This window comes from Halobaculum halobium (genome assembly GCF_030127145.1).
Taxonomy (GTDB): domain Archaea; phylum Halobacteriota; class Halobacteria; order Halobacteriales; family Haloferacaceae; genus Halobaculum; species Halobaculum halobium.
This window is the reverse complement of record NZ_CP126158.1, coordinates 2,653,005-2,671,314: the sequence shown is the minus strand read 5'-3', so window position 1 is coordinate 2,671,314 and position 18,310 is coordinate 2,653,005. Positions and strand designations below refer to the sequence as shown.

Sequence of the window (18,310 nt, the reverse complement as noted above, 5' to 3'; positions counted from 1 at the left end):
ATGGCAGAACGAACAATCGAACTACCCGAGGACGTCTCCGCCGACCTCGACCACCTCGATCTCACGATCGAGGGGCCGAACGGCTCGGTGACGCGCCGCCTGTGGTACCCCGACGTCAGCGTCTCCACGGACGAGAACGCCGTCGTCATCGCGTACCCGGACGACGCTGACCGCCAGACGAACGCGACCGTCGGCACCTTCGCGAGCCACGTGGACAACATGGTCCACGGGGTCACCGAGGGGTGGGAGTACGAGATGGAAGTCTTCTACGCTCACTTCCCGATGGACGTGGACGTCGAGGGCGACGAGGTCGTCATCACGAACTTCCTCGGGGAGACGGCACCCCGCCGCGCGGCGATCCGCGGCGACACCGACGTACAGATCGACGGCGAGGAGCTCGTCTTGACCGGCCCGTCCAAGGAGGACGTCGGCCAGACGGCCGCCAGCATCGAACAGCTCACACGCGTGACCGACAAGGACACGCGCATCTTCCAGGACGGCGTGTACATCACGCGCAAACCCACGGGTGATGTCTAAATGAGCGACGACATCGAGAGCCTGGAGGACATCTCCGGCGTCGGCCCGTCGAAGGCCGACGCGCTCAGCGAGGCCGGCTACGAGACCGTCGAGGACGTGAAGGCCGCCTCACAGTCCGAACTCGCGGAGGTCGACGGCGTCGGGAACGCCCTCGCGGCCCGCATCAAGGCGGACGTTGGCGGGCTCGAGGTCGACGAAGAGGCCGACGCCGAGATCGAAGACGACGAGCCCGAGGCCGACGAGGAGGAGGCCGAGGACGTCGAGACCGAACTGCGCCCGCGCGGTCACGCGGACAAGACGCCCGAGCTCTCCGACGAGCGCGCCCGTGCGCTCGGCAAGAAGCTCCGCGAGGGCACGCCGCAGTTCAACCGCCAGGACTACCACAAGAAGAAGCGCATCCCGACCTCGTGGCGACGCCCGCGCGGCCAGCTGTCGAAGCAGCGCCGCAGCATGAAGGGCAAGGGCCCGAAAGTCGAGGCCGGCTTCCGCTCGCCGAAGGCGGCCCGCGGCCTGCACCCGAGCGGCTTCGAGGAGGTCCGCGTGTTCAACACGGACGACCTCGAGGGCGTCGACGGCGACACCCAGGCCGTGCGCATCGCGTCCACCGTCGGCGGACGCAAGCGCGAGGCCATCGAGGACGAGTGCGAGGACCGCGAGATCCGCGTCCTCAACCCGACCTACGTCGAAGTGGAGGTTGACCAATGAGCGACCTGGCAGCACAGCGCCGGCTCGCGGCCGATGAACTCGACATCGGCAAGAGCCGCGTGTGGCTCAACCCGGAGGCACAGGACGAACTCGCGGACGCGATCACGCGTGAGGACATCCGCGAGCAGATCGAACAGGGCAACATCCGCGAGAAGGACGCCAAGGGGAACTCGCGTGGCCGTGCCCGCGAGCGCGACGAGAAGCGCTCGTACGGCCACCGCACCGGCGCCGGGTCCCGCAAAGGGAAAGCCGGCGGCCGCCAGAACTCCAAGGACGAGTGGATTTCGCGGATCCGCGCCCAGCGCGCACGCCTCAAGACGCTCCGCGACGACGGCCCGCTGAACAGCACGCAGTACCGCGAGCTGTACAACAAGGCCTCGGGCGGCGCCTTCGAGGACGTGCGACGACTCGACTCGTACATCGTGAACAACTACGACGTAACACTGGAGGACGACTGATGGCGACCGGACCACGCTACAAGGTACCGATGCGTCGCCGCCGGGAAGTCCGGACGGATTACCACCAGAGGTTGCGCCTGCTGAAATCCGGCAAGCCGCGCCTCGTCGCGCGCCTGTCGAACAAGCACGTCAGGGCGCAGCTGGTTTCCCCCGGCCCCGATGGCGACATCACACACGCGGCCGCATCCAGCGAGGATCTCGCGGAGTACGGTTGGGAGGCCCCGACGGCCAATCTCCCCAGCGCGTACCTCACGGGCTATCTCGCGGGGCTGCGGGCGGTCGAGGACGGCCTCGATGAGGCCGTTCTCGACATCGGCCTGAACACCGCCACGCCCGGGAACAAGGCGTTCGCGGTGCAGGAAGGAGCGATCGACGCCGGGCTCGAGATCCCCCACAACGACAGCGTCCTCGCGGACTGGTCGCGCACCCGTGGCGAGCACATCGCCGCGTACGCCGAGCAGCTCGACGAGCCGCTGTACAGCGGGGCGTTCGACGCGGCGGACCTGCCCGAGCACTTCGACGAGCTTCGGGAGACCCTGACGGAGGAATTCGACAATGAGTAGAAACGGCGGATGGGAGCCGCGCACGCGGCTCGGCCGGAAGGTACAGGAGGGCGACATCACCTCGATGGAGCAGGCGCTCAACTCGGGGCTCCCGCTGAAGGAGCCGCAGTTGGTCGACCAGCTCATCCCCGATCTGGAGGACGAGGTGCTGGACATCAACATGGTCCAGCGCATGACCGACTCCGGGCGCCGGGTGAAGTTCCGCTGTGTCGTCGCTATCGGCAACAACGACGGCTATCTCGGCTACGCCGAGGGCCGCGACGACCAAGTCGGCGGCGCCATCGAGAAGGCCATCGAAGTGGCTAAGCTGAACATGATCAAGGTCGACCGCGGCTCGGGCTCGTGGGAGGACTCCGCCGGCGGAGTCAACTCCCTCACCCGGACGGCGAACGGGAAGGCCGGGTCCGTCGAGGTCGAGATCAAGCCCGCCCCGCAGGGACTGGGCCTCGCGGCGGCTCCGACCGTCCGCAACATCCTCGAACTCGCGGGCATCCAGGACGCCTGGACGTCCTCGAACGGGAACACGCGGACGACGGTCAACCTCGCGAAGGCGACGTTCAACGCCCTGCAGAACGCCTCGCAGGCGCGCACGCCCGACCGGGCGCGACGCGTCCAGCGCGAAGCGGAGGGTGAGCACTGATGCAGGCGGTCGTCCAGCTTCGCGGCGAGATCGACATGTCCGCCGCACAGCGCGACACCCTGAAGATGCTCAACGTCCACGCGATCAACCACTGCGCGCTGGTGCCCGAGGAGGACACCTACCGCGGGATGATCGCGAAGGTGAACGACTTCGTCGCGTTCGGCGAGCCCGACGTCGAGACGGTCGCGATGCTCATCGAGCGGCGCGGCGAGCCCGCCGAGGGCGACGCCGACGTCGACGACGAGTGGGTCGCCGACAACACGGACTACGACGATGTCGAGTCGCTGGCGGCTGCGCTGGTCGCCGAGGAGACGACGCTGCGCGAGGAGGGGCTGGCGCCGGTGCTGCGGCTGCACGCCCCCCGCGGCGGTCACGACGGCATCAAGCACGCCGTGAAGAACGGCGGCGCGCTCGGTCGTCACGACGACATCGACACGCTCCTGGAGGCGATGCGATAATGACGAGCAAGAAACGACGACAGCGCGGCTCGCGGACGCACGGCGGCGGCTCCCACAAGAACCGGCGTGGCGCCGGTCACCGGGGCGGCCGCGGCAACGCGGGACGCAAGAAACACGAGCGACAGCAGTACGGTCCGCTGGGCAAGTACGGCTTCAAGCGCCCGCAGGGCGTGCAAGACGAGGTCGTCGAGGTCTCCGTCCAGAAGCTCGACGAGGACGCCGCTCTGCTGGCGGCCGACGGTCTCGCCGAGGAGGAGGGCGACGGCTACGCCCTCGACGCTCGCGACGTGGCCGAGGACGGCCACGAGGTCGACGTGGTGAAGGTGCTTGGCGGCGGGCAGGTCCGCGGGGAACTGCACGTCGTCGCCGACGCGTTCACCGCCGATGCCCGCAGCCTCATCGAGGAGGCGGGCGGCTCCGCGGAGCTGACCGAGCGCGCCGAGCAGGCGCAAGCCGACGCCGAGGCGTCCGAGGAGCAGTCCGACGAAGACAGCGACGACGAGTAGTCGCCGACGGCTGACGCCGCAGTTCGCGGTTTCACTTCTTTGCGGTCGCGTCACGATGCACGGAGCACGGCCAACGGCTGCTCCGGACGCGACTGTGTGAGTGCGTCGCCGACGGTCGTCGCACCCGCCAACGACGGGTTGGCGGATCAGCCGGGAGCGGCCGCCGTCGGCGTCTCGCCGGGCGTTGCGCCCGCGGACCCAATCGAAGCGTTAAGGTGTGCCGGCCAACCAGGTGCACGATATATGGGTTGGAAAGAGACCGCGGAACCCGTACTCACGCGGATGCCGACGGTCGAGCGTCCGGAGGGGCACGTCCCCTTCAAGCGGAAGCTCGCCTGGACGGCCGGTATCCTCGTGATGTACTTCTTCCTCACGAACATCACGATGTTCGGGCTCGCGACGGGCGGGGCCGAAGGCGACTTCTACGGCCGATTCCGGTCGATCCTCGCGGGCTCGCAGGGGTCGATCCTACAGCTCGGTATCGGGCCGATCGTCACGGCGTCAATCGTCCTCCAGTTGCTCGGCGGCGCCGACCTGCTCGGCCTCGACACGGACGACCCCCGCGACCAGGTGCTGTACCAGGGGCTTCAGAAGCTGCTCGTCGTCGTGATGATCTGTCTGACGGGGCTGCCGATGGTGTTCGCCGGCAACTACCTGCCGGTTGACGGCCAGCTCGCGACCTCGCTGGGCATCGGGGCCGGCGGGATGCGAACGCTGCTGTTCGCGCAGATGTTCGTTGGCGGCGTCCTCATCCTGTTCATGGACGAGGTCATCTCCAAGTGGGGCGTCGGCTCCGGGATTGGCCTGTTCATTATTGCGGGCGTGAGCCAGCAACTCGTCGCCGGGCTGTTCGCCGTGCCCGCGCTGGGCACGCAAGTGACCGGCTTCTTCCCCGCGTGGTACGGCATCATCACCGGGAGCATCGAGCTTGACCCGTTCGTCCAGTCGCTGCTGTTCGACCCGGGGAACATCCTCGCGCTGTTCACGACGGTGCTCATCTTCGCGGTCGTCGTGTACACCGAGTCCGTTCGCGTCGAGATACCGCTGAGCCACGCCCGGGTGAAGGGCGCCCGCGGCCGCTTCCCCGTGAAGCTCATCTACGCGTCCGTCCTCCCGATGATCCTCGTTCGCGCGCTGCAGGCGAACATCCAGTTCCTCGGGCAGATCCTCAACAACTACGTGACCCTCCCGGCGATCGTCGGCGTCTACTCGCAGGGCCAGCCCGTGAGCGGGCTGTTCTACTACCTCGCACCGATCCAGCAGCGGGCCGACTGGATGTGGTTCTCCGGGGCGTTCACCGTGAGCGCCGAACCGTGGCAGATCATCATCCGGGTGCTCGTCGACCTCACGTTCATGATCATCGGCGGCGCCATCTTCGCGGTGTTCTGGGTGGAGACGACCGGCATGGGGCCGGAGTCGACCGCCAAGCAGATCCAGAACTCCGGGATGCAGATCCCCGGCTTCCGGAAGAACCCGCAGGTCATCGAGAAAGTGATGGAGCGGTACATCCCGCAGGTGACCGTCATCGGCGGCGCGCTCGTCGGCCTCCTGGCGGTCCTGGCGAACATGCTGGGCACGCTCGGCGGCGTCTCCGGCACGGGGCTACTGCTGACGGTTTCGATCACCTATAAGCTGTACGAGGAGATCGCCGAAGAGCAGCTCATGGAAATGCACCCCATGATGCGCCAGATGTTCGGCGACTGACAGGACACCGCGGATACCTCTCCGGCGACCGGCTCGATTTCTCGATCGTCACCGACTCGATGGAGTCGCTACGCGGACGTTCGGAGCCGTGACTCGGCCCCAGGGCGGTCGCGGTCACACACGACTCCGACGCGAGCGGACCCAGACGATCCCCCCCAGCAGTGTCCCCCGATCGCTTTCTCGATTCGGGCGCCCCACCTGTCTCGCATCCAGTCCGTCGCGACGAACGCGCGTGCTCCGAGAATTCGGACCAGACGACACCGGCTTCAGGCGAGCCGAGAGGGAGTTCGTCGAACAGTTCTCGAAGTAGCGTACCGCTACCAGGTGAGCCCCTCGTAGGTGATCCCGTCGCGCCGTTCGATCACCCGGCGTCCGTCGACGACGATCGGGCTCGCCATCGCGTCGAACTCGCCGTCGAGCGCCGCGAACTCGTCCCAGTCGGTCGCGACGACGGCGGCGTGCGCGTCGCTGAGTGCGGCCTGCGCGGATTCCGCGTAGTCGAGATCGGGGAAGTACTCGCGCATGTTCTCGGTCGCGACGGGGTCGTAGGCGGCGACGGTCGCGCCGCGCTCGCGCAGTCCGCGGATCACCTCGATCGCTCGGGAGTTCCGGACGTCGTCCGTTCCGGGTTTGAACGCGAGCCCGAGCACGGCGACGCGAGCGCCGTCGACGTCGAGGTGTGCATCGAGCAGCGAGAGGAGTCGTTCGGGCTGGCGGTCGTTCGTGCGGATGGCGCTCGCGAGCATCTCGGGCTCGTACCCGGCGTCGCGAGCGGCGGCGACGATCGCGTTCGTGTCCTTGGGGAAGCAACTGCCCCCCCAGCCGAGTCCGCTTCGAAGGAACTGCTCGCCGATTCGGTCGTCGAGGGCGATCGCGTCGGCGACCTCGTAGGCGTCGATATCGAACTCCTTGCAGATGTTCCCGATGTCGTTGATCAGCGAGATCTTCGCCGCGAGGAAGCCGTTGTTCGCGTACTTGATCATCTCCGCCGTTCGCGTGTCCGTCTCGACGACGGGCGTGTCGCTTCGGTCGATCAGCGGCTGGAACACCTCGCGCATGTCGGCGTGTGCGCGGTCGTCGTCGGCGCCGAGGACGATCTTATCCGGATCCAAGAAATCGCGGACCGCGGTTCCCTCGCGGAGGAACTCCGGGTTCATCCCCACGCCGAAGTCCTCGCCCGCGGTTTTGCCGGACTCCGATTCCAAGCGAGGCGTGAGTAGATCCTCGGTCGTTCCGGGAACGACGGTGCTCTTGACCACGACGGAGTGCCAGTCTGTCTTCTGTGCGAGTGTTGCACCGAGTCGTTCCGCGCCTGCCTCCATGATGGATCGGTCGATGCTCCCGTCGTCGTTCTGGGGCGTGGGGAGACACAGGAAGGTAACCTCGGTGTCTCGGACGGCGTCGTAGTCAGTCGTTGCTCGGAGGCGGCCGGTACCGGCCGGACCGGCGTGAGCCTCGATGAGGTCCGAGAGGCCGTCTTCGTGGATGGGTGCGTCGGCGTCGTTGATCGCGGCGACGACCGCCTCATCGATATCGACGTTGACGACCTCGTGACCGAGGTCCGCGAAGCAGGCGGCGATCGTGGTGCCCACGTACCCGCTCCCGATAATACTCATACGCATTAGGTGTCGGTTCGGTGGGCGAGTAATCAGCGTTTGGTTCACACCTGCGGCCGCCGCGTGGAATCGCTCCCGGTACCGCGATGGACAGGCGGTTTGGAGACTCATAACAATCCGTGTCGTTGCCCTCCGCGGTAGGTATGAAAGCCGTCGTTCTGGCCGCCGGCGAGGGGACGCGACTTCGGCCGCTCACCGAGGACAAGCCGAAGGGGATGGTCGAGATAGACGGGAAACCAATCTTGACACACTGTTTCGAACAGCTGGCGGAGCTGGGTGCCGAGGAGCTGGTGGTGGTGGTCGGCTATCGAAAACAGGACATCATCGACTACTACGAGGACGAGTTCGACGGGATTCCCATCACCTACTCGCACCAACGCGAGCAGCAGGGGCTGGCTCACGCCCTGCTCACCGTCGAGGAGTCCATCGACGACGACTTCATGCTCATGCTCGGCGACAACGTCTTCGACGCGAACCTCGAGGACGTCGTGCGTCGACAGCGCGAGGAACGAGCCGACGCCGCGTTCCTCGTCGAAGCGGTCGACTGGGAGGAGGCGAGTCGCTACGGCGTCTGTGACACCAACCAGTTCGGCGAGATCACCGACGTGGTCGAAAAGCCCGAGGACCCGCCGTCCAACCTGGTGATGACCGGGTTCTACACGTTCACGCCGGCCATCTTCCACGCGTGTCACCTCGTGCAGCCGTCGAATCGTGGGGAGTACGAGATCTCGGAGGCGATCGACCTACTGATCCAGAGCGGGCGGACGATCGATGCGATCGGGATCGACGGATGGCGGATCGACGTCGGGTACCCGGCGGATCGGGACGAGGCGGAGAAGCGATTGACCGGGGAGTCGTCGCCTGCAGTAGTGGAACAGAGCACAGGTGGGTCCTGATCGCCGCGACCGGCAGAACCGCCGCAGAATCAGCGGAGCTCAGTACCTGCGTTGACAGCGGTTGAGGTCGGTGTGTAGCGTACGAGACGGATTGAGTGCGCTGTGTCGTGGGTCACTCGCGATCGACGAAGCCAGTAGATTCTCGCCGTCTCGCGACGACACGCCCACACCGCAGATCACTCTCGTCTTCGATAATCAGAGCCACAGCGTCATATACTCGAATGTGGTATCCACTCGCATGCACGCGAGCGACGATCGTCCCCAACTCCGCGAGGCTGCCTCGCTCGAGGAGTTCCCCGAGTTCGGCCTCCGGTACCTCTTCGACGACGGGTCCGACCCGAGCTCGGTGACCGTCTACGACCCCGAGACGCTGGAGACGGCGTGGATCACCGTCGGCACCGACGCGGCCGTGTCGCTTGAGGACGTCCGCTAGACGGACTCACTCACGGCAGCGAGGGGAAGCGTTTACTCCGGTCGGGGCCCACCGACGTGATATGACTGACAGACACACCAGCGACGCGGCCGGCGACGAGACGCATCGGCCCCCCAGTCGGTGCGACCGCACACCAGCCGAGCGCGATACCGAGGGAGGTGACCGCCGGTGAGCGACCTGCTCTCGCGGGTCGTCGTCCCGGTGGCCTCCGAGGGGACGCGGCCGCCACGGCCGCCGCCATCGCCGCCCACGACGCCGAGGTGGGCGACGTGACCCTCGTGTACGTCGTCGAGAAGGCCGGCGGCGCCGTCGACAAGGCGGGCGTCGAACAGCGCGAGGCGGCCGCCGACGAGGCGTTCGACACCTTCGACGCCGCGCTGCCGGACGTGACGGCCGACCGCGAGATCGTCTACGCCACCGACGTGGTCGAGGGGATCCTCGCGGTCGCCGACGATGTCGACGCGACGGCGGTCGTGTTCACGCCCCGCGACGGGGGCCGGTTCATCCGAATGCTCACCGGCAGCGTGGCGCTCCGGCTGGTCACCGACGCCGACCGCCCCGTGGTGAGCCTCCCGCGGCCGGCCGACGAGGAACCCCGCGGCGAGGGAGCTGACGACGCCACAGAGGAGAGCGAATGAGCGGCGACGAGGAGCTCGCGAAGGACCTCGGCCCGCTCGCGGCGCTGACGATCGGCGTCGGGACGATGATCGGCGCGGGGATCTTCGTTCTCCCGGGCGTCGCGATCAGCGAGGCCGGGTCGTTCGCCGTGATCTCGTTCGTGCTCGGGGGCGCCATCGCGATCCTGACGGCCTTCTCCGCCTCGGAGTTGGGGACGGCGATGCCGGTGTCCGGCGGCGCGTACTACTACGTGAACCAGGCGCTTGGCCCGATGTTCGGCTCCGTCGCCGGCTGGGCCAACTGGATGGGGCTGGCGTTCGCCTCCGCGTTCTACATGGTCGGGTTCGGCGAGTACGTCGTCAACATCTCCGGCGGGTCGATCGGGATCCCGTTCGTCGGGATCGCGATCCCCGTCGGGGTGAAGGCCGTCGCGCTCACGGGCGCGGCGCTGTTCGTCCTCATCAACTACGTGGGCGCAAAGGAAACCGGACGTCTCCAGAACGTGATCGTCGTGCTCTTGGTGATCATCCTGACCGTGTTCACGATCGCGGGCACGCTCCGCGCGGATCCGGCGAACATCGCCGAGGGGACCGGCTTCGGGCCGATGCTCACGACGACCGGGCTCATCTTCGTCTCCTACCTCGGATTCGTCCAGATCACCTCCGTCGCAGAGGAGATCAAAGACCCCGGGAGGAACCTCCCGCGAGCCGTCATCGGCTCTGTCGTCATCGTGACCGTCATCTACGCGCTCGTGCTCATCGTGATGAGCGCCGCCGTCGAGCAGGGGTTCATCGCGAACATCCCGGACGGCCAGATCGCGGTCGTCGAGGTAGCGCGGATCGTCCTCGGCCCCGCAGGGGCGATCGCGATGCTAATCGGCGGGCTCCTCGCGACGGCCTCCTCGGCGAACGCCTCGATCCTCGCGTCCTCGCGGATCAACTTCGCGATGGGCCGGGACCGGCTCGTCTCTCCGAACCTCAACGAGATCCACCCCCGATTCGGGACGCCCTACCGCTCGATCGCCATGACGGGCGCGCTCATTCTCCTGTTCATCGTCCTCGCGGACGTGAATACGCTCGCGACGCTCGGGTCGGTGCTCCACCTCATCATCTACGCCCTCCTCAACGTCGCGCTGATCGTGTTCCGCGAGGCAGACGTCGAGGGGTACGAGCCGAGCTACACCGTCCCGCTGTATCCCGTCGTGCCGGTGCTCGGCGCGATCGTCTCGCTCGCGCTCATCGTCTTCATCGAGCCGACGGTCGTACTCATCGGCGGCGCGTTCGTCGCGTTCGCGCTGGTGTGGTACTTCGGATACGCCCGCTCGCGGACGGAAAGTGAGGGCGCGCTCGCGGAGTACGTCCGCTCGAAGTCCGAGGAGATGCCCGACGCCGCCGTCGGTGCGGCGGACGCGGTCGCTCCCGACGGCGGGGAGTACCGCGTGCTGGTGCCGCTGGCGAACCCCGCAACCGAGGGGACGCTCATCGAACTCGCGGCCAACATCGCCCGCGAGCGCGGCGGTACCGTCGAAGCGGTCCACATCGTCTCGGTGCCCGACCAGACCTCCCTGGCGCACGCCGCCGAGCACGTCCCCTCCTTCGACGACACGAACGACGAGATCCTCGAACGCGCCCGCCTCGACGCCGAGGATCTGGGCGTCCCCGTCGAGACCACGACGGTCGTCTCCCACCAGTCGTTCGCGGAAGTGTTCGACGTGGCGGACAGCCACAACGCGGACCTCGTCGTGATGGGCTGGGGGCCGGAGGGCCACGGCGCCCCCGGCCGTGTCGAGGGTCGGATGGACGAGCTCACCCAAAACCTCCCGTGTGACTTCCTCGTGCTCAAGGACCGCGGCTTCGACCCAGAGCGCGTGCTCGTCCCCACCGCTGGCGGCCCGGACTCTGACCTGTCCGCGGAGATCGCCGTCGCCCTGCGGAACTCCTTCGGTTCGGAGATCCGACTGCTTCACGTCGCCGACGACGTTGGCGACGGGAAGGAGTTCCTAGCGGGGTGGGCGAACGATCACGGCCTCGGTGACGCCGAACTCCTGGTCGAGTCGGGCGACGTCGAGGCGGCCATCGAGCACCACGCCGCCGACAGCTCGCTCGTGGTCATCGGCGCCACCGAGCGCGGCATGCTCTCGCGACTGATCAACGGGGCGCTCGCGCTCGATGTCGTCAACGACGTGGACTGCTCGGTCCTCTTGGCCGAGCGACCGACCGGCCGGAGTCTGCGCGACCGGCTGTTCGGTCGATAACGTCCGCGCGGTCACCCCGACACCCGCCACACCGTCTCGACTGTCCGGCGCCTTCGTTCACGCCCGCCGGTCCCGGCAACTCGACCGCCTAACCGCAGGTACTTGCCGCACGGCTTAGAGATCGGACCCATGTCCGAAGACGCGCCGAACGCGCGAGCGCCGCCTCCGGAGACGCCACGCAGACCGGTCGCAGACGAGCTCCACGGCGAGTCGATCACGGATCCGTACCGCTGGCTGGAGGGCGACGACGGCGAGGTCCGGGAGTGGACCGACGCACAGAACCGGTACGCGGCGGCGCTCCTCGACACTCCGCACCGCGAGGCGCTCGCCGAGCGGTTCGAGTCGCTCGGGCGCGTCGACCAGTACGGCGCGGTTACGCCCGCCGGCGATCGCCTGTTCCAAGAGGTGAAGCGCCCCGACGACGAGCAGCCAGTCCTGTACGCCTACGACGACCACGCCGCCGTCGGCACCGACGAGGGGACCGTCCTGGTCGACCCCAACGAGTGGGCCGGCGACGGAACCGTCTCCGTGGACTGGTTCGTTCCCGGCCCCGAGGGGGAGTACGTCGCGTACGGCGTCGCCGAAGGCGGCGACGAGCAGTACGACATCAGGATCGTCGACGCCGCCACCGCAGCCGTCGTCGAGACGGTCGAGGACGCCGGACGCACCCAGGCGGACGGCTTCGCGTGGGTAGCGCAGGTCGCGGACGCGGTCTCCGCTGACGCCGATCCTCGCGGCTTCTACTACGTTACGACGGGCGCCGCTGGCGGCGATGGCGATGCCGGCGGCGACGCCGACGGAGCCGCGATGGACGACGGGGCGGATGGCGACAACGCAGCCGACGGTCAACTCGACAAGACGATCCGGTACCACGAGTTCGGCTCGCACACGGCCCCCGTCGAGGATCACGTCGTCGCGACCGATATCGGCGAGACGACGTGGCCGACGCTCGCCACCGACGGCGACGCGCTCGTGGCCGGCTACGTCGAGGGGTGGGAGCGGTCGGACGTGTACGGCTACCGCGGGGACCCGACGGAGGCCGAACTGCGATCGGTTCTCACAGACTATGACGCCGTATTCGAGCCGACGGTCGACGGCGACCGCGACCGCCTGTTGCTAGCGACCGATCACGACGCCGACTATGCGCGCGTGATCGCGACACCGCTGAGCGACGCGCTCGCGGGAGATGCGGAGACCCCGGAAGCGTACGACGAACTGGTCCCGGAGACGGACGCCGTCCTCCGCGGTATCGAGCGCGCGGGGGGCCGACTGATCGCGCACTACCACCGCGACGCCAGCTCCGAACTCGCGATCCTCGACGCCGACGGCCAGCGAGAGCGGACGGTCGATCTCCCGGCGTTCCCGACGGCCGCGGGGATCCACGGCGCGAGCGACGACGCCGAGGCGTACCTCACGGTGCAGTCGTTCGCCGAGCCGCCCGCCGTCCGCCGCGTCGACCTCGACGACGGGACGACAGCGACGCTGTGCCGGCAGTCCACGGCGGTCGAGTTCGACATCGAGGTGAGCCAAGAGTGGTTCGAGTCGGCCGACGGCACCGACGTGCCGGCGTTCGTCGTCCGTCGGAGCGACGTGGATCCCGACGGCGACAACCCCGCGCTGCTCACCGGCTACGGTGGCTTCCGGGTGAACCGGACGCCGACGTTCGACCGGTTCCGGCTGCCGTTCCTCGCCGCCGGCGGCGTGTTCGTGCTCGCGACGCTCCGCGGGGGGACCGAGTACGGCGAGCCGTGGCACGAGGCCGGGCGTCGGGAGCACAAGCAGCGCGTGTTCGACGACGCGCTCGCGGTCGCCGACGGCATCGCCGAGACCGGCTGGGCCGATCCCGACCGTATCGGCGTTGTCGGCGGCTCCAACGGCGGGCTGCTGGTCGGTGCGCTGCTCACCCAGCGGCCCGAGCGGTGGGCGGTCGCGCTGTGTCACGTGCCGCTGCTCGACATGCTGCGGTTCCACCGCTTCCTGCTCGGGGCGTCGTGGACGACCGAGTACGGCCACCCCGAGGAGGACCCGGAGGCGTTCGCGTACATCCGCGAGTACTCGCCGTACCACAACGCCCCCGAGGCCGACTACCCCGCGACGATGTTCACGACGGCGCTGGGCGACACCCGCGTGCACCCGAGCCACGCGCGCAAGATGACCGCGCTCGTGCAGGAACGGAACACCGGCGGGGAGCCGGTGATCCTCCGCGTCGAGGACGACGCGGGCCACGGCGTCGGCAAGCCAACGTCGATGCAGGTGCGCGAGAACAGCGAGCGGTGGGGGTTCGTGTTCGAGCGGTTGGGGATGGACGTACCGAGATCGAATTAATCCTCGCGGTCGACTGCACCTTCGGTGAGTTCGTGGTCGATCACGTTGAGGCTCCCGTCGACGGTTACGGTCAGTTCGTCGCCCTCGAGTTCATACGTTAATTCTAAGCGCCACGGATCGTCACTCAAAACACGTTCCGTGTACTCGAACGGCTCTCCCCACGGCGGCTCTCTCCACGGGTCGTGTCCGCGGGTAGCGAGGAATGATGAGATGATGGTGTTGAACCGTGCTTTCCCGCCTATTGTCCCGTACATGAACCACGCGCAGTCGTCGCAGGCTACGTGTGAAACGATGTCTTCCTGCTGCATTCCGTTTTCAGCCCAATACCCCTCGGGCATCTCAAACGACCATGTCACGTTTCCGGTGCAGTACGGACAAACGCCGCGCACCATTGAAGACTCGTCGCGTGTTATCCGCCGAGCGGCCGCGGTGACGAGAGTATCCGGGTCCGCTACATCGAAACTTCTCGGCGAAACGGGATAATATTGGATCGACTCGTCACACTCATTGCACTCAGCATGGAACCGCCCGTTCTCGTACCACGCCTCGATGACTCCCCCACAGTGACACTCATCGGCGCTGTGGAGATCGAACGGGGCGACTTCCGTCGACGGTAGCTGTTGTTGAGCCACGATCGCCTGATACGCCCGGATCCCCGCCAGCGTCAGCGCGTACCCGTCCTCCCGGTCCTCGACGAACTCCTCGACGAGCTTCTTCAGGTGGTAGTTGAAGTGGCCGTTGTCCTCGATACCCGTCGCTTCCTGTAACTCCGAGAACGAGAGCGTCGCGTACCCGCCCTCGCCGCTGGCCTCCCCGAGCGCCGAGATGATCCCCAACCGCGTCTCGTTCGCCAACAACTCGAACGTCCGCCGCGACGACTCGTCGACACCCATCGAGCCCTACTGCCACACGGGGACAGATACGTGTTCCGTTCGTCATATCAGATCAAGTGAGTGTATTCCGATTCACCTGTTATCGGCCGCCTCACACGTAGTGAACGGATTTTCACCAAGCGGTTAAGTCGGTGTACGGTGATCGATACATTGCGTTGGGAACGGAGGGACTACAGTGCCTCTGACATGGACTCCCATCCCTCCGCACCCAGCCGTCCCGTTTTGCGACCCCATCGGTTCGCAGTCCCGCCCGGAACCAGTAAGTCGGCCGCGGGTGTAGCCGACGGTATGACCACCGATGAGTCGACGCTCGCGGGCGAACTGCGAGCCGACGGCATCGACGTCGCCGACGTGCGTGTCTCACCGGAGCGCGTCGCCGTGGCCTACACGACGACGCTGCCGGGGGAACGCCCCGCCCACGGCGAGATGGGCCGCGTCTGTAACACGATGATCGACCTCGTCGAGGCGGGCGAGATCGAGCCGCGGCGCGTGGAGGCCACCTCGCTGCGATTCGAGGGGAACGTGCAGGCGACGTGGCACGTCGAGGCGGACTGGCTCGCGGCGGTGACGAGCTACCGGATCTCCGAGGAGGAGTTCTCCGCGCGCGTACTCGACACCGTGGAGACGGATCCCGACCTCGACGCGGACGCCGACGGTCCGCACGCGTTCGCTGACGGCGACGGTACCGACGTCCCCGCCGCCGAGAACACCGACGCCGACGCCGCCGACGATGACGCCCGCAACGCCGACGGGCACGACGAGCAGGCCGAGGCGACGGGCGACGGAGGCGGGCGGTGAGCGCACCGACGGCGACCCCCGACCGGCCGCCGGCGCGGCGCGTGCGCGACGAGCGCCCCTCCCGCGAGCGGTTCGCCACCAGACGGCTCACGTTCTCGGTCGAGGGCGACGACTGCGCCGGGACGCTGTACCGCCCGCGCGACGCGGACGACCCCGAGACGGTCGTGCTCGGGCACGGCTTCGCCGCGGAGGCGGCGTTCGGGCTCGACCGGGTGGCCGAACACCTCGCGGACGCGGGGTACGCGGCGTTCACCTTCGACTACCGCGGCTTCGGCCCCTCCGAGGGCGAGCCACTGGTGCTCCCGAGTCGCCAGATCGCCGACTGGGAGGCCGCGATCGACCGCGTCCGCGGGATCGAGGACCTCGGCGACGGGATCGCGCTGTGGGGCGCCTCGCTGGCGGGCGGTCACGTCGTCAGCGTCGCCGCCGACCGCTACGACGTGGATGCGGTCGTCGCCCGCACGCCGTTCGCCGACGGGCGGTCGCTACTGCGGAGTAAATCCCTGCGGTATCTCCTGCGCGCGACCGCGGCGGGGCTGCGCGACCGCTTCGCTGGGCTCGTCGGCAGACAGCACGAGGTGAAGGTGTACGGCCGCCCGGGTGAGTTCGCGGCGCTGAACGAGCCCGGCGCGCTCGACGGCTACGCGGCGTTGATCCCGCGCGACTCGACGTGGCAAAACGGGACCCGCGCGCGGACGCTGCTGGCGCTCCCCCGCTACCGGCCGGTCGCCGACGCGTCGGCGGTGACGTGTCCGTCGCTCGTCGTCGCCGGGACGAACGACGAGGTGGTGCCGTACGGTATCGCCGAGGGACTCGCGGCCGACCTCCCGGAGTCGTCGCTGGTGGCGCTCCCGATGGGTCACTGGGACCACTACGACGAGCGGTTCGTCGAGGTGTTGGCTCACGAGGTGGCGTTCCTCGACGAGAACCTGCGGTCGCGGGGCCGGTAACGCGCGCGGCCCTATCGTGACGATAGTGCGTATTTAAGTAGTCAGTGCGCGTTATCTGAGTATGGTTAATAGAATACTCGCCCTCGCAGTCGCATCGCTCCTCGTCACGTCCGCCGCGGTCGCACCGGTCGCCGCGCAGTCGGACCGCCCGTCGTGGTCCGGCGAGGTGTTCACACAGTTAGAGACCGGCTTCGCCCTGTACAACGACGCGAGCGGCGAGCTCGACCTTGGTCCGCTCACGAGCCAGGTCGAGAACAAGCGCATCAACCTCTACGTGAGCGACGCCGGAGAAACCGCCGTCTACTCGTTCCGGATCACCGGCGACGGGGAGATCCTCGACCTCCGCGAGTCGTCACACGACGGCGCGACTCTCCGGATGGAGACCGACCGCGCGACGATCGCACACATCGCCGACGCCGACAGCGGCGACCAGGCGCTGGCCCGCTTCGAAACCGCGGCAACGAACGGTGACATCGTTCTCAAAGGCGAGCAGGGGGACGTCGTCGCTCAGGTCACCTGGTTCGTCCTGAACGCACTCAAGGGTCTGCTGTTGTGACCGGGTGATCCGCCGACCGGGCGGTTGACTCCGGCGACCGTTGGTCGCGGCCGATACCGCGCCCACGGGTAGCTTTTCACCGCGGCAGGGTAGAGGGAAGGTATGACCGTCAGCGACGTGGTCGAGCTGGAGGGCCACATCATCGACTCCGGCCTCATGGAGCGCGCGTTCACCGTCGTGATGGACCTCGGCGGCGAGTTCGACATCGAGGAGTTCGAGGTCGGAACGACCAAGACCGCCGAGTCGTACTGCCGGATGCGCGTCATCGCAGACGACGAGGCGACGCTGCACCCCATTCTTCACGAGTTGCACCAGTCGGGCGCGACGCTCGCCTCGCCGACGGACGCGACGCTGACGCCCGCGCCCGCGGACAACGTCGTTCCCGACGGCTTCTACTCGACGACGAACCACCCGACCGACGTGCGGGTCGACGGCGAGTGGGTCGGCGTCGACAACATCGAGATGGACTGCGCGGTCGTCGTGGAGGGCGTCGAGCGCAGTGACGACGGCTCCGTCGGCGTCCCCGACCGCGCCGATGTGACCGCCGAAACAAAGGTGCTTAACGGCATCGACGCGGGCGATCTCGTCGTCACCGGCGACGCCGGTATCCGGGTGAAGCCGCCCGAACGGCCCCGGGACTCCTCGGGACCGTTCGGCTTCATGCAGGGCGGCGTCTCCGCCGAGCGCCCCTCGCGGTCGCTCATTCGCGACATCGCCGAAGCGATCGCCGAGACGAAGGCCCAGGGCGGGCGCGTGCTGTGTGTCGCCGGCCCGGCGGTCATCCACTCGGGCGGCGGTCCCGGCCTCGCGCGACTCGTGCGCGAGGGGTACGTCGACGCCATCTCCGCGGGCAACGGCTTCGCCGTCCACGACATGGAGCGCTCCATGTACGGAACGAGCCTCGGGATGGACGTGGAGACGATGGAACACCCGCGAAAGGGACACAAACACCATATTTACACGATCAGCGAGGTGATCCGCGCGGGCGGCATCGAGGCCGCCGTCGAGGAGGGGCTGATCACCGAGGGCATCATGTACGAGTGCGTCACTAACGACCGCGACTTCGTGCTCGCGGGCTCGATCCGCGACGACGGACCGCTCCCGGACACGATCACCGACGCCGTCGAGGCGCAAAACGCCATCCGCGAGCAGGCGCGGGAGGCCGACCTCGTGCTCATGCTCTCTACGCTGTTGCACTCGGTGGCGGTGGGCAACTGCCTCTCGTCGACGACGCGGACCGTCTGCGTCGATATCAACCCCGCGACGGTCACGCAGTTGCTCGACCGCGGCTCCGCGCAGGCGGTCGGGATGGTCACCGACGTTGGAACGTTCGTGCCGATGCTCGCCGAGGAACTGCTGGAGTAGGCGGCGAGGAACGACCCCTCGAACCCACGCCGTGG

The 18,310-nt window shown here is 67.9% G+C and carries 19 protein-coding genes; 17 read left to right on the top strand and 2 right to left on the bottom strand.

What is annotated here, in order from left to right; all coding sequences use genetic code 11:
- From P0Y41_RS13980 to secY, 8 genes are all read left to right on the top strand, one after another.
- Complete coding sequence (locus tag P0Y41_RS13980) at positions 1-537, top strand: 50S ribosomal protein L6 (protein ID WP_284061922.1); 537 nt, start codon at positions 1-3, stop codon at positions 535-537.
- Positions 538-1,242, top strand: coding sequence for a 50S ribosomal protein L32e (locus tag P0Y41_RS13975; protein ID WP_284061921.1), 705 nt, complete (start codon positions 538-540; stop codon positions 1,240-1,242).
- Positions 1,239-1,700, top strand: a complete 462-nt coding sequence (locus P0Y41_RS13970) for a 50S ribosomal protein L19e (RefSeq protein WP_284061920.1) — start codon at positions 1,239-1,241, stop codon at positions 1,698-1,700. Before P0Y41_RS13975 ends, P0Y41_RS13970 begins: the two co-directional genes overlap by 4 nt.
- Positions 1,700-2,263 carry a 50S ribosomal protein L18 gene (locus tag P0Y41_RS13965; protein WP_284061919.1) on the top strand — a complete coding sequence of 188 codons (564 nt, stop codon included), beginning with the start codon at positions 1,700-1,702 and terminating at the stop codon, positions 2,261-2,263. Before P0Y41_RS13970 ends, P0Y41_RS13965 begins: the two co-directional genes overlap by 1 nt.
- Positions 2,256-2,903, top strand: coding sequence for a 30S ribosomal protein S5 (locus P0Y41_RS13960; protein WP_284061918.1), 648 nt, complete (start codon positions 2,256-2,258; stop codon positions 2,901-2,903). Before P0Y41_RS13965 ends, P0Y41_RS13960 begins: the two co-directional genes overlap by 8 nt.
- The gene (gene rpmD / locus P0Y41_RS13955; protein ID WP_284061917.1) at positions 2,903-3,361 is read left to right on the top strand and encodes a 50S ribosomal protein L30; all 459 of its coding nucleotides are present in this window, start codon (positions 2,903-2,905) and stop codon (positions 3,359-3,361) included. Before P0Y41_RS13960 ends, rpmD begins: the two co-directional genes overlap by 1 nt.
- On the top strand, positions 3,361-3,867 hold the full coding sequence (locus P0Y41_RS13950) for an uL15m family ribosomal protein (protein WP_284061916.1): 507 nt from the start codon (positions 3,361-3,363) through the stop codon (positions 3,865-3,867). The genes rpmD and P0Y41_RS13950 overlap by 1 nt, the downstream gene beginning before the upstream one ends.
- 243 nt (positions 3,868-4,110) lie before the next feature.
- The gene (gene secY, locus P0Y41_RS13945) at positions 4,111-5,571 is read left to right on the top strand and encodes a preprotein translocase subunit SecY (protein WP_284061915.1); all 1,461 of its coding nucleotides are present in this window, start codon (positions 4,111-4,113) and stop codon (positions 5,569-5,571) included.
- 317 nt (positions 5,572-5,888) lie between these two features.
- Here secY and aglM read toward each other — a convergent pair whose 3' ends face one another.
- A complete protein-coding gene (gene aglM, locus P0Y41_RS13940) occupies positions 5,889-7,193 on the bottom strand; it encodes a UDP-glucose 6-dehydrogenase AglM (protein WP_284061914.1) in 1,305 nt (434 codons plus the stop codon).
- Between the two features lie 137 nt (positions 7,194-7,330).
- On the opposite strand from aglM, the gene aglF reads away from it, so the two are divergent.
- The 5 genes from aglF to P0Y41_RS13915 all read left to right on the top strand — a co-directional run bounded on the left by aglF (position 7,331) and on the right by P0Y41_RS13915 (position 13,713).
- Positions 7,331-8,083: a UTP--glucose-1-phosphate uridylyltransferase AglF gene (aglF, locus tag P0Y41_RS13935; RefSeq protein ID WP_284061913.1), complete on the top strand. Its 753-nt coding sequence runs from the start codon at positions 7,331-7,333 to the stop codon at positions 8,081-8,083.
- A gap of 238 nt (positions 8,084-8,321) precedes the next feature.
- Entirely contained in the window at positions 8,322-8,516 is a 195-nt protein-coding gene (locus P0Y41_RS13930) for a hypothetical protein (RefSeq protein WP_284061912.1), read from the top strand.
- 158 nt (positions 8,517-8,674) lie between these two features.
- Complete coding sequence (locus P0Y41_RS13925) at positions 8,675-9,154, top strand: universal stress protein (RefSeq protein ID WP_284061911.1); 480 nt, start codon at positions 8,675-8,677, stop codon at positions 9,152-9,154.
- Positions 9,151-11,388, top strand: a complete 2,238-nt coding sequence (locus P0Y41_RS13920; protein WP_284061910.1) for an amino acid permease — start codon at positions 9,151-9,153, stop codon at positions 11,386-11,388. Before P0Y41_RS13925 ends, P0Y41_RS13920 begins: the two co-directional genes overlap by 4 nt.
- A 129-nt stretch (positions 11,389-11,517) precedes the next feature.
- The gene (locus tag P0Y41_RS13915; protein ID WP_284061909.1) at positions 11,518-13,713 is read left to right on the top strand and encodes a prolyl oligopeptidase family serine peptidase; all 2,196 of its coding nucleotides are present in this window, start codon (positions 11,518-11,520) and stop codon (positions 13,711-13,713) included.
- Here P0Y41_RS13915 and P0Y41_RS13910 read toward each other — a convergent pair.
- Positions 13,710-14,549 (bottom strand): DUF7351 domain-containing protein, encoded by an 840-nt coding sequence (locus tag P0Y41_RS13910; protein ID WP_284061908.1) that lies wholly within the window; start codon positions 14,547-14,549, stop codon positions 13,710-13,712. The genes P0Y41_RS13915 and P0Y41_RS13910 overlap by 4 nt on opposite strands.
- 345 nt (positions 14,550-14,894) lie before the next feature.
- Here P0Y41_RS13910 and P0Y41_RS13905 point away from each other — a divergent pair, with 345 nt between their 5' ends.
- The 4 genes from P0Y41_RS13905 to P0Y41_RS13890 all read left to right on the top strand — a co-directional run bounded on the left by P0Y41_RS13905 (position 14,895) and on the right by P0Y41_RS13890 (position 18,275).
- A complete protein-coding gene (locus P0Y41_RS13905; protein ID WP_284061907.1) occupies positions 14,895-15,404 on the top strand; it encodes a DUF8159 domain-containing protein in 510 nt (169 codons plus the stop codon).
- Positions 15,401-16,354 (top strand): alpha/beta hydrolase, encoded by a 954-nt coding sequence (locus tag P0Y41_RS13900; RefSeq protein ID WP_284061906.1) that lies wholly within the window; start codon positions 15,401-15,403, stop codon positions 16,352-16,354. The genes P0Y41_RS13905 and P0Y41_RS13900 overlap by 4 nt, the downstream gene beginning before the upstream one ends.
- A 61-nt stretch (positions 16,355-16,415) precedes the next feature.
- Positions 16,416-16,910, top strand: a complete 495-nt coding sequence (locus P0Y41_RS13895) for a hypothetical protein (RefSeq protein ID WP_284061905.1) — start codon at positions 16,416-16,418, stop codon at positions 16,908-16,910.
- A gap of 102 nt (positions 16,911-17,012) precedes the next feature.
- Positions 17,013-18,275: an ornithine cyclodeaminase, nickel-pincer nucleotide-dependent gene (locus P0Y41_RS13890; RefSeq protein ID WP_284061904.1), complete on the top strand. Its 1,263-nt coding sequence runs from the start codon at positions 17,013-17,015 to the stop codon at positions 18,273-18,275.
- Positions 18,276-18,310 lie beyond the last annotated feature (35 nt).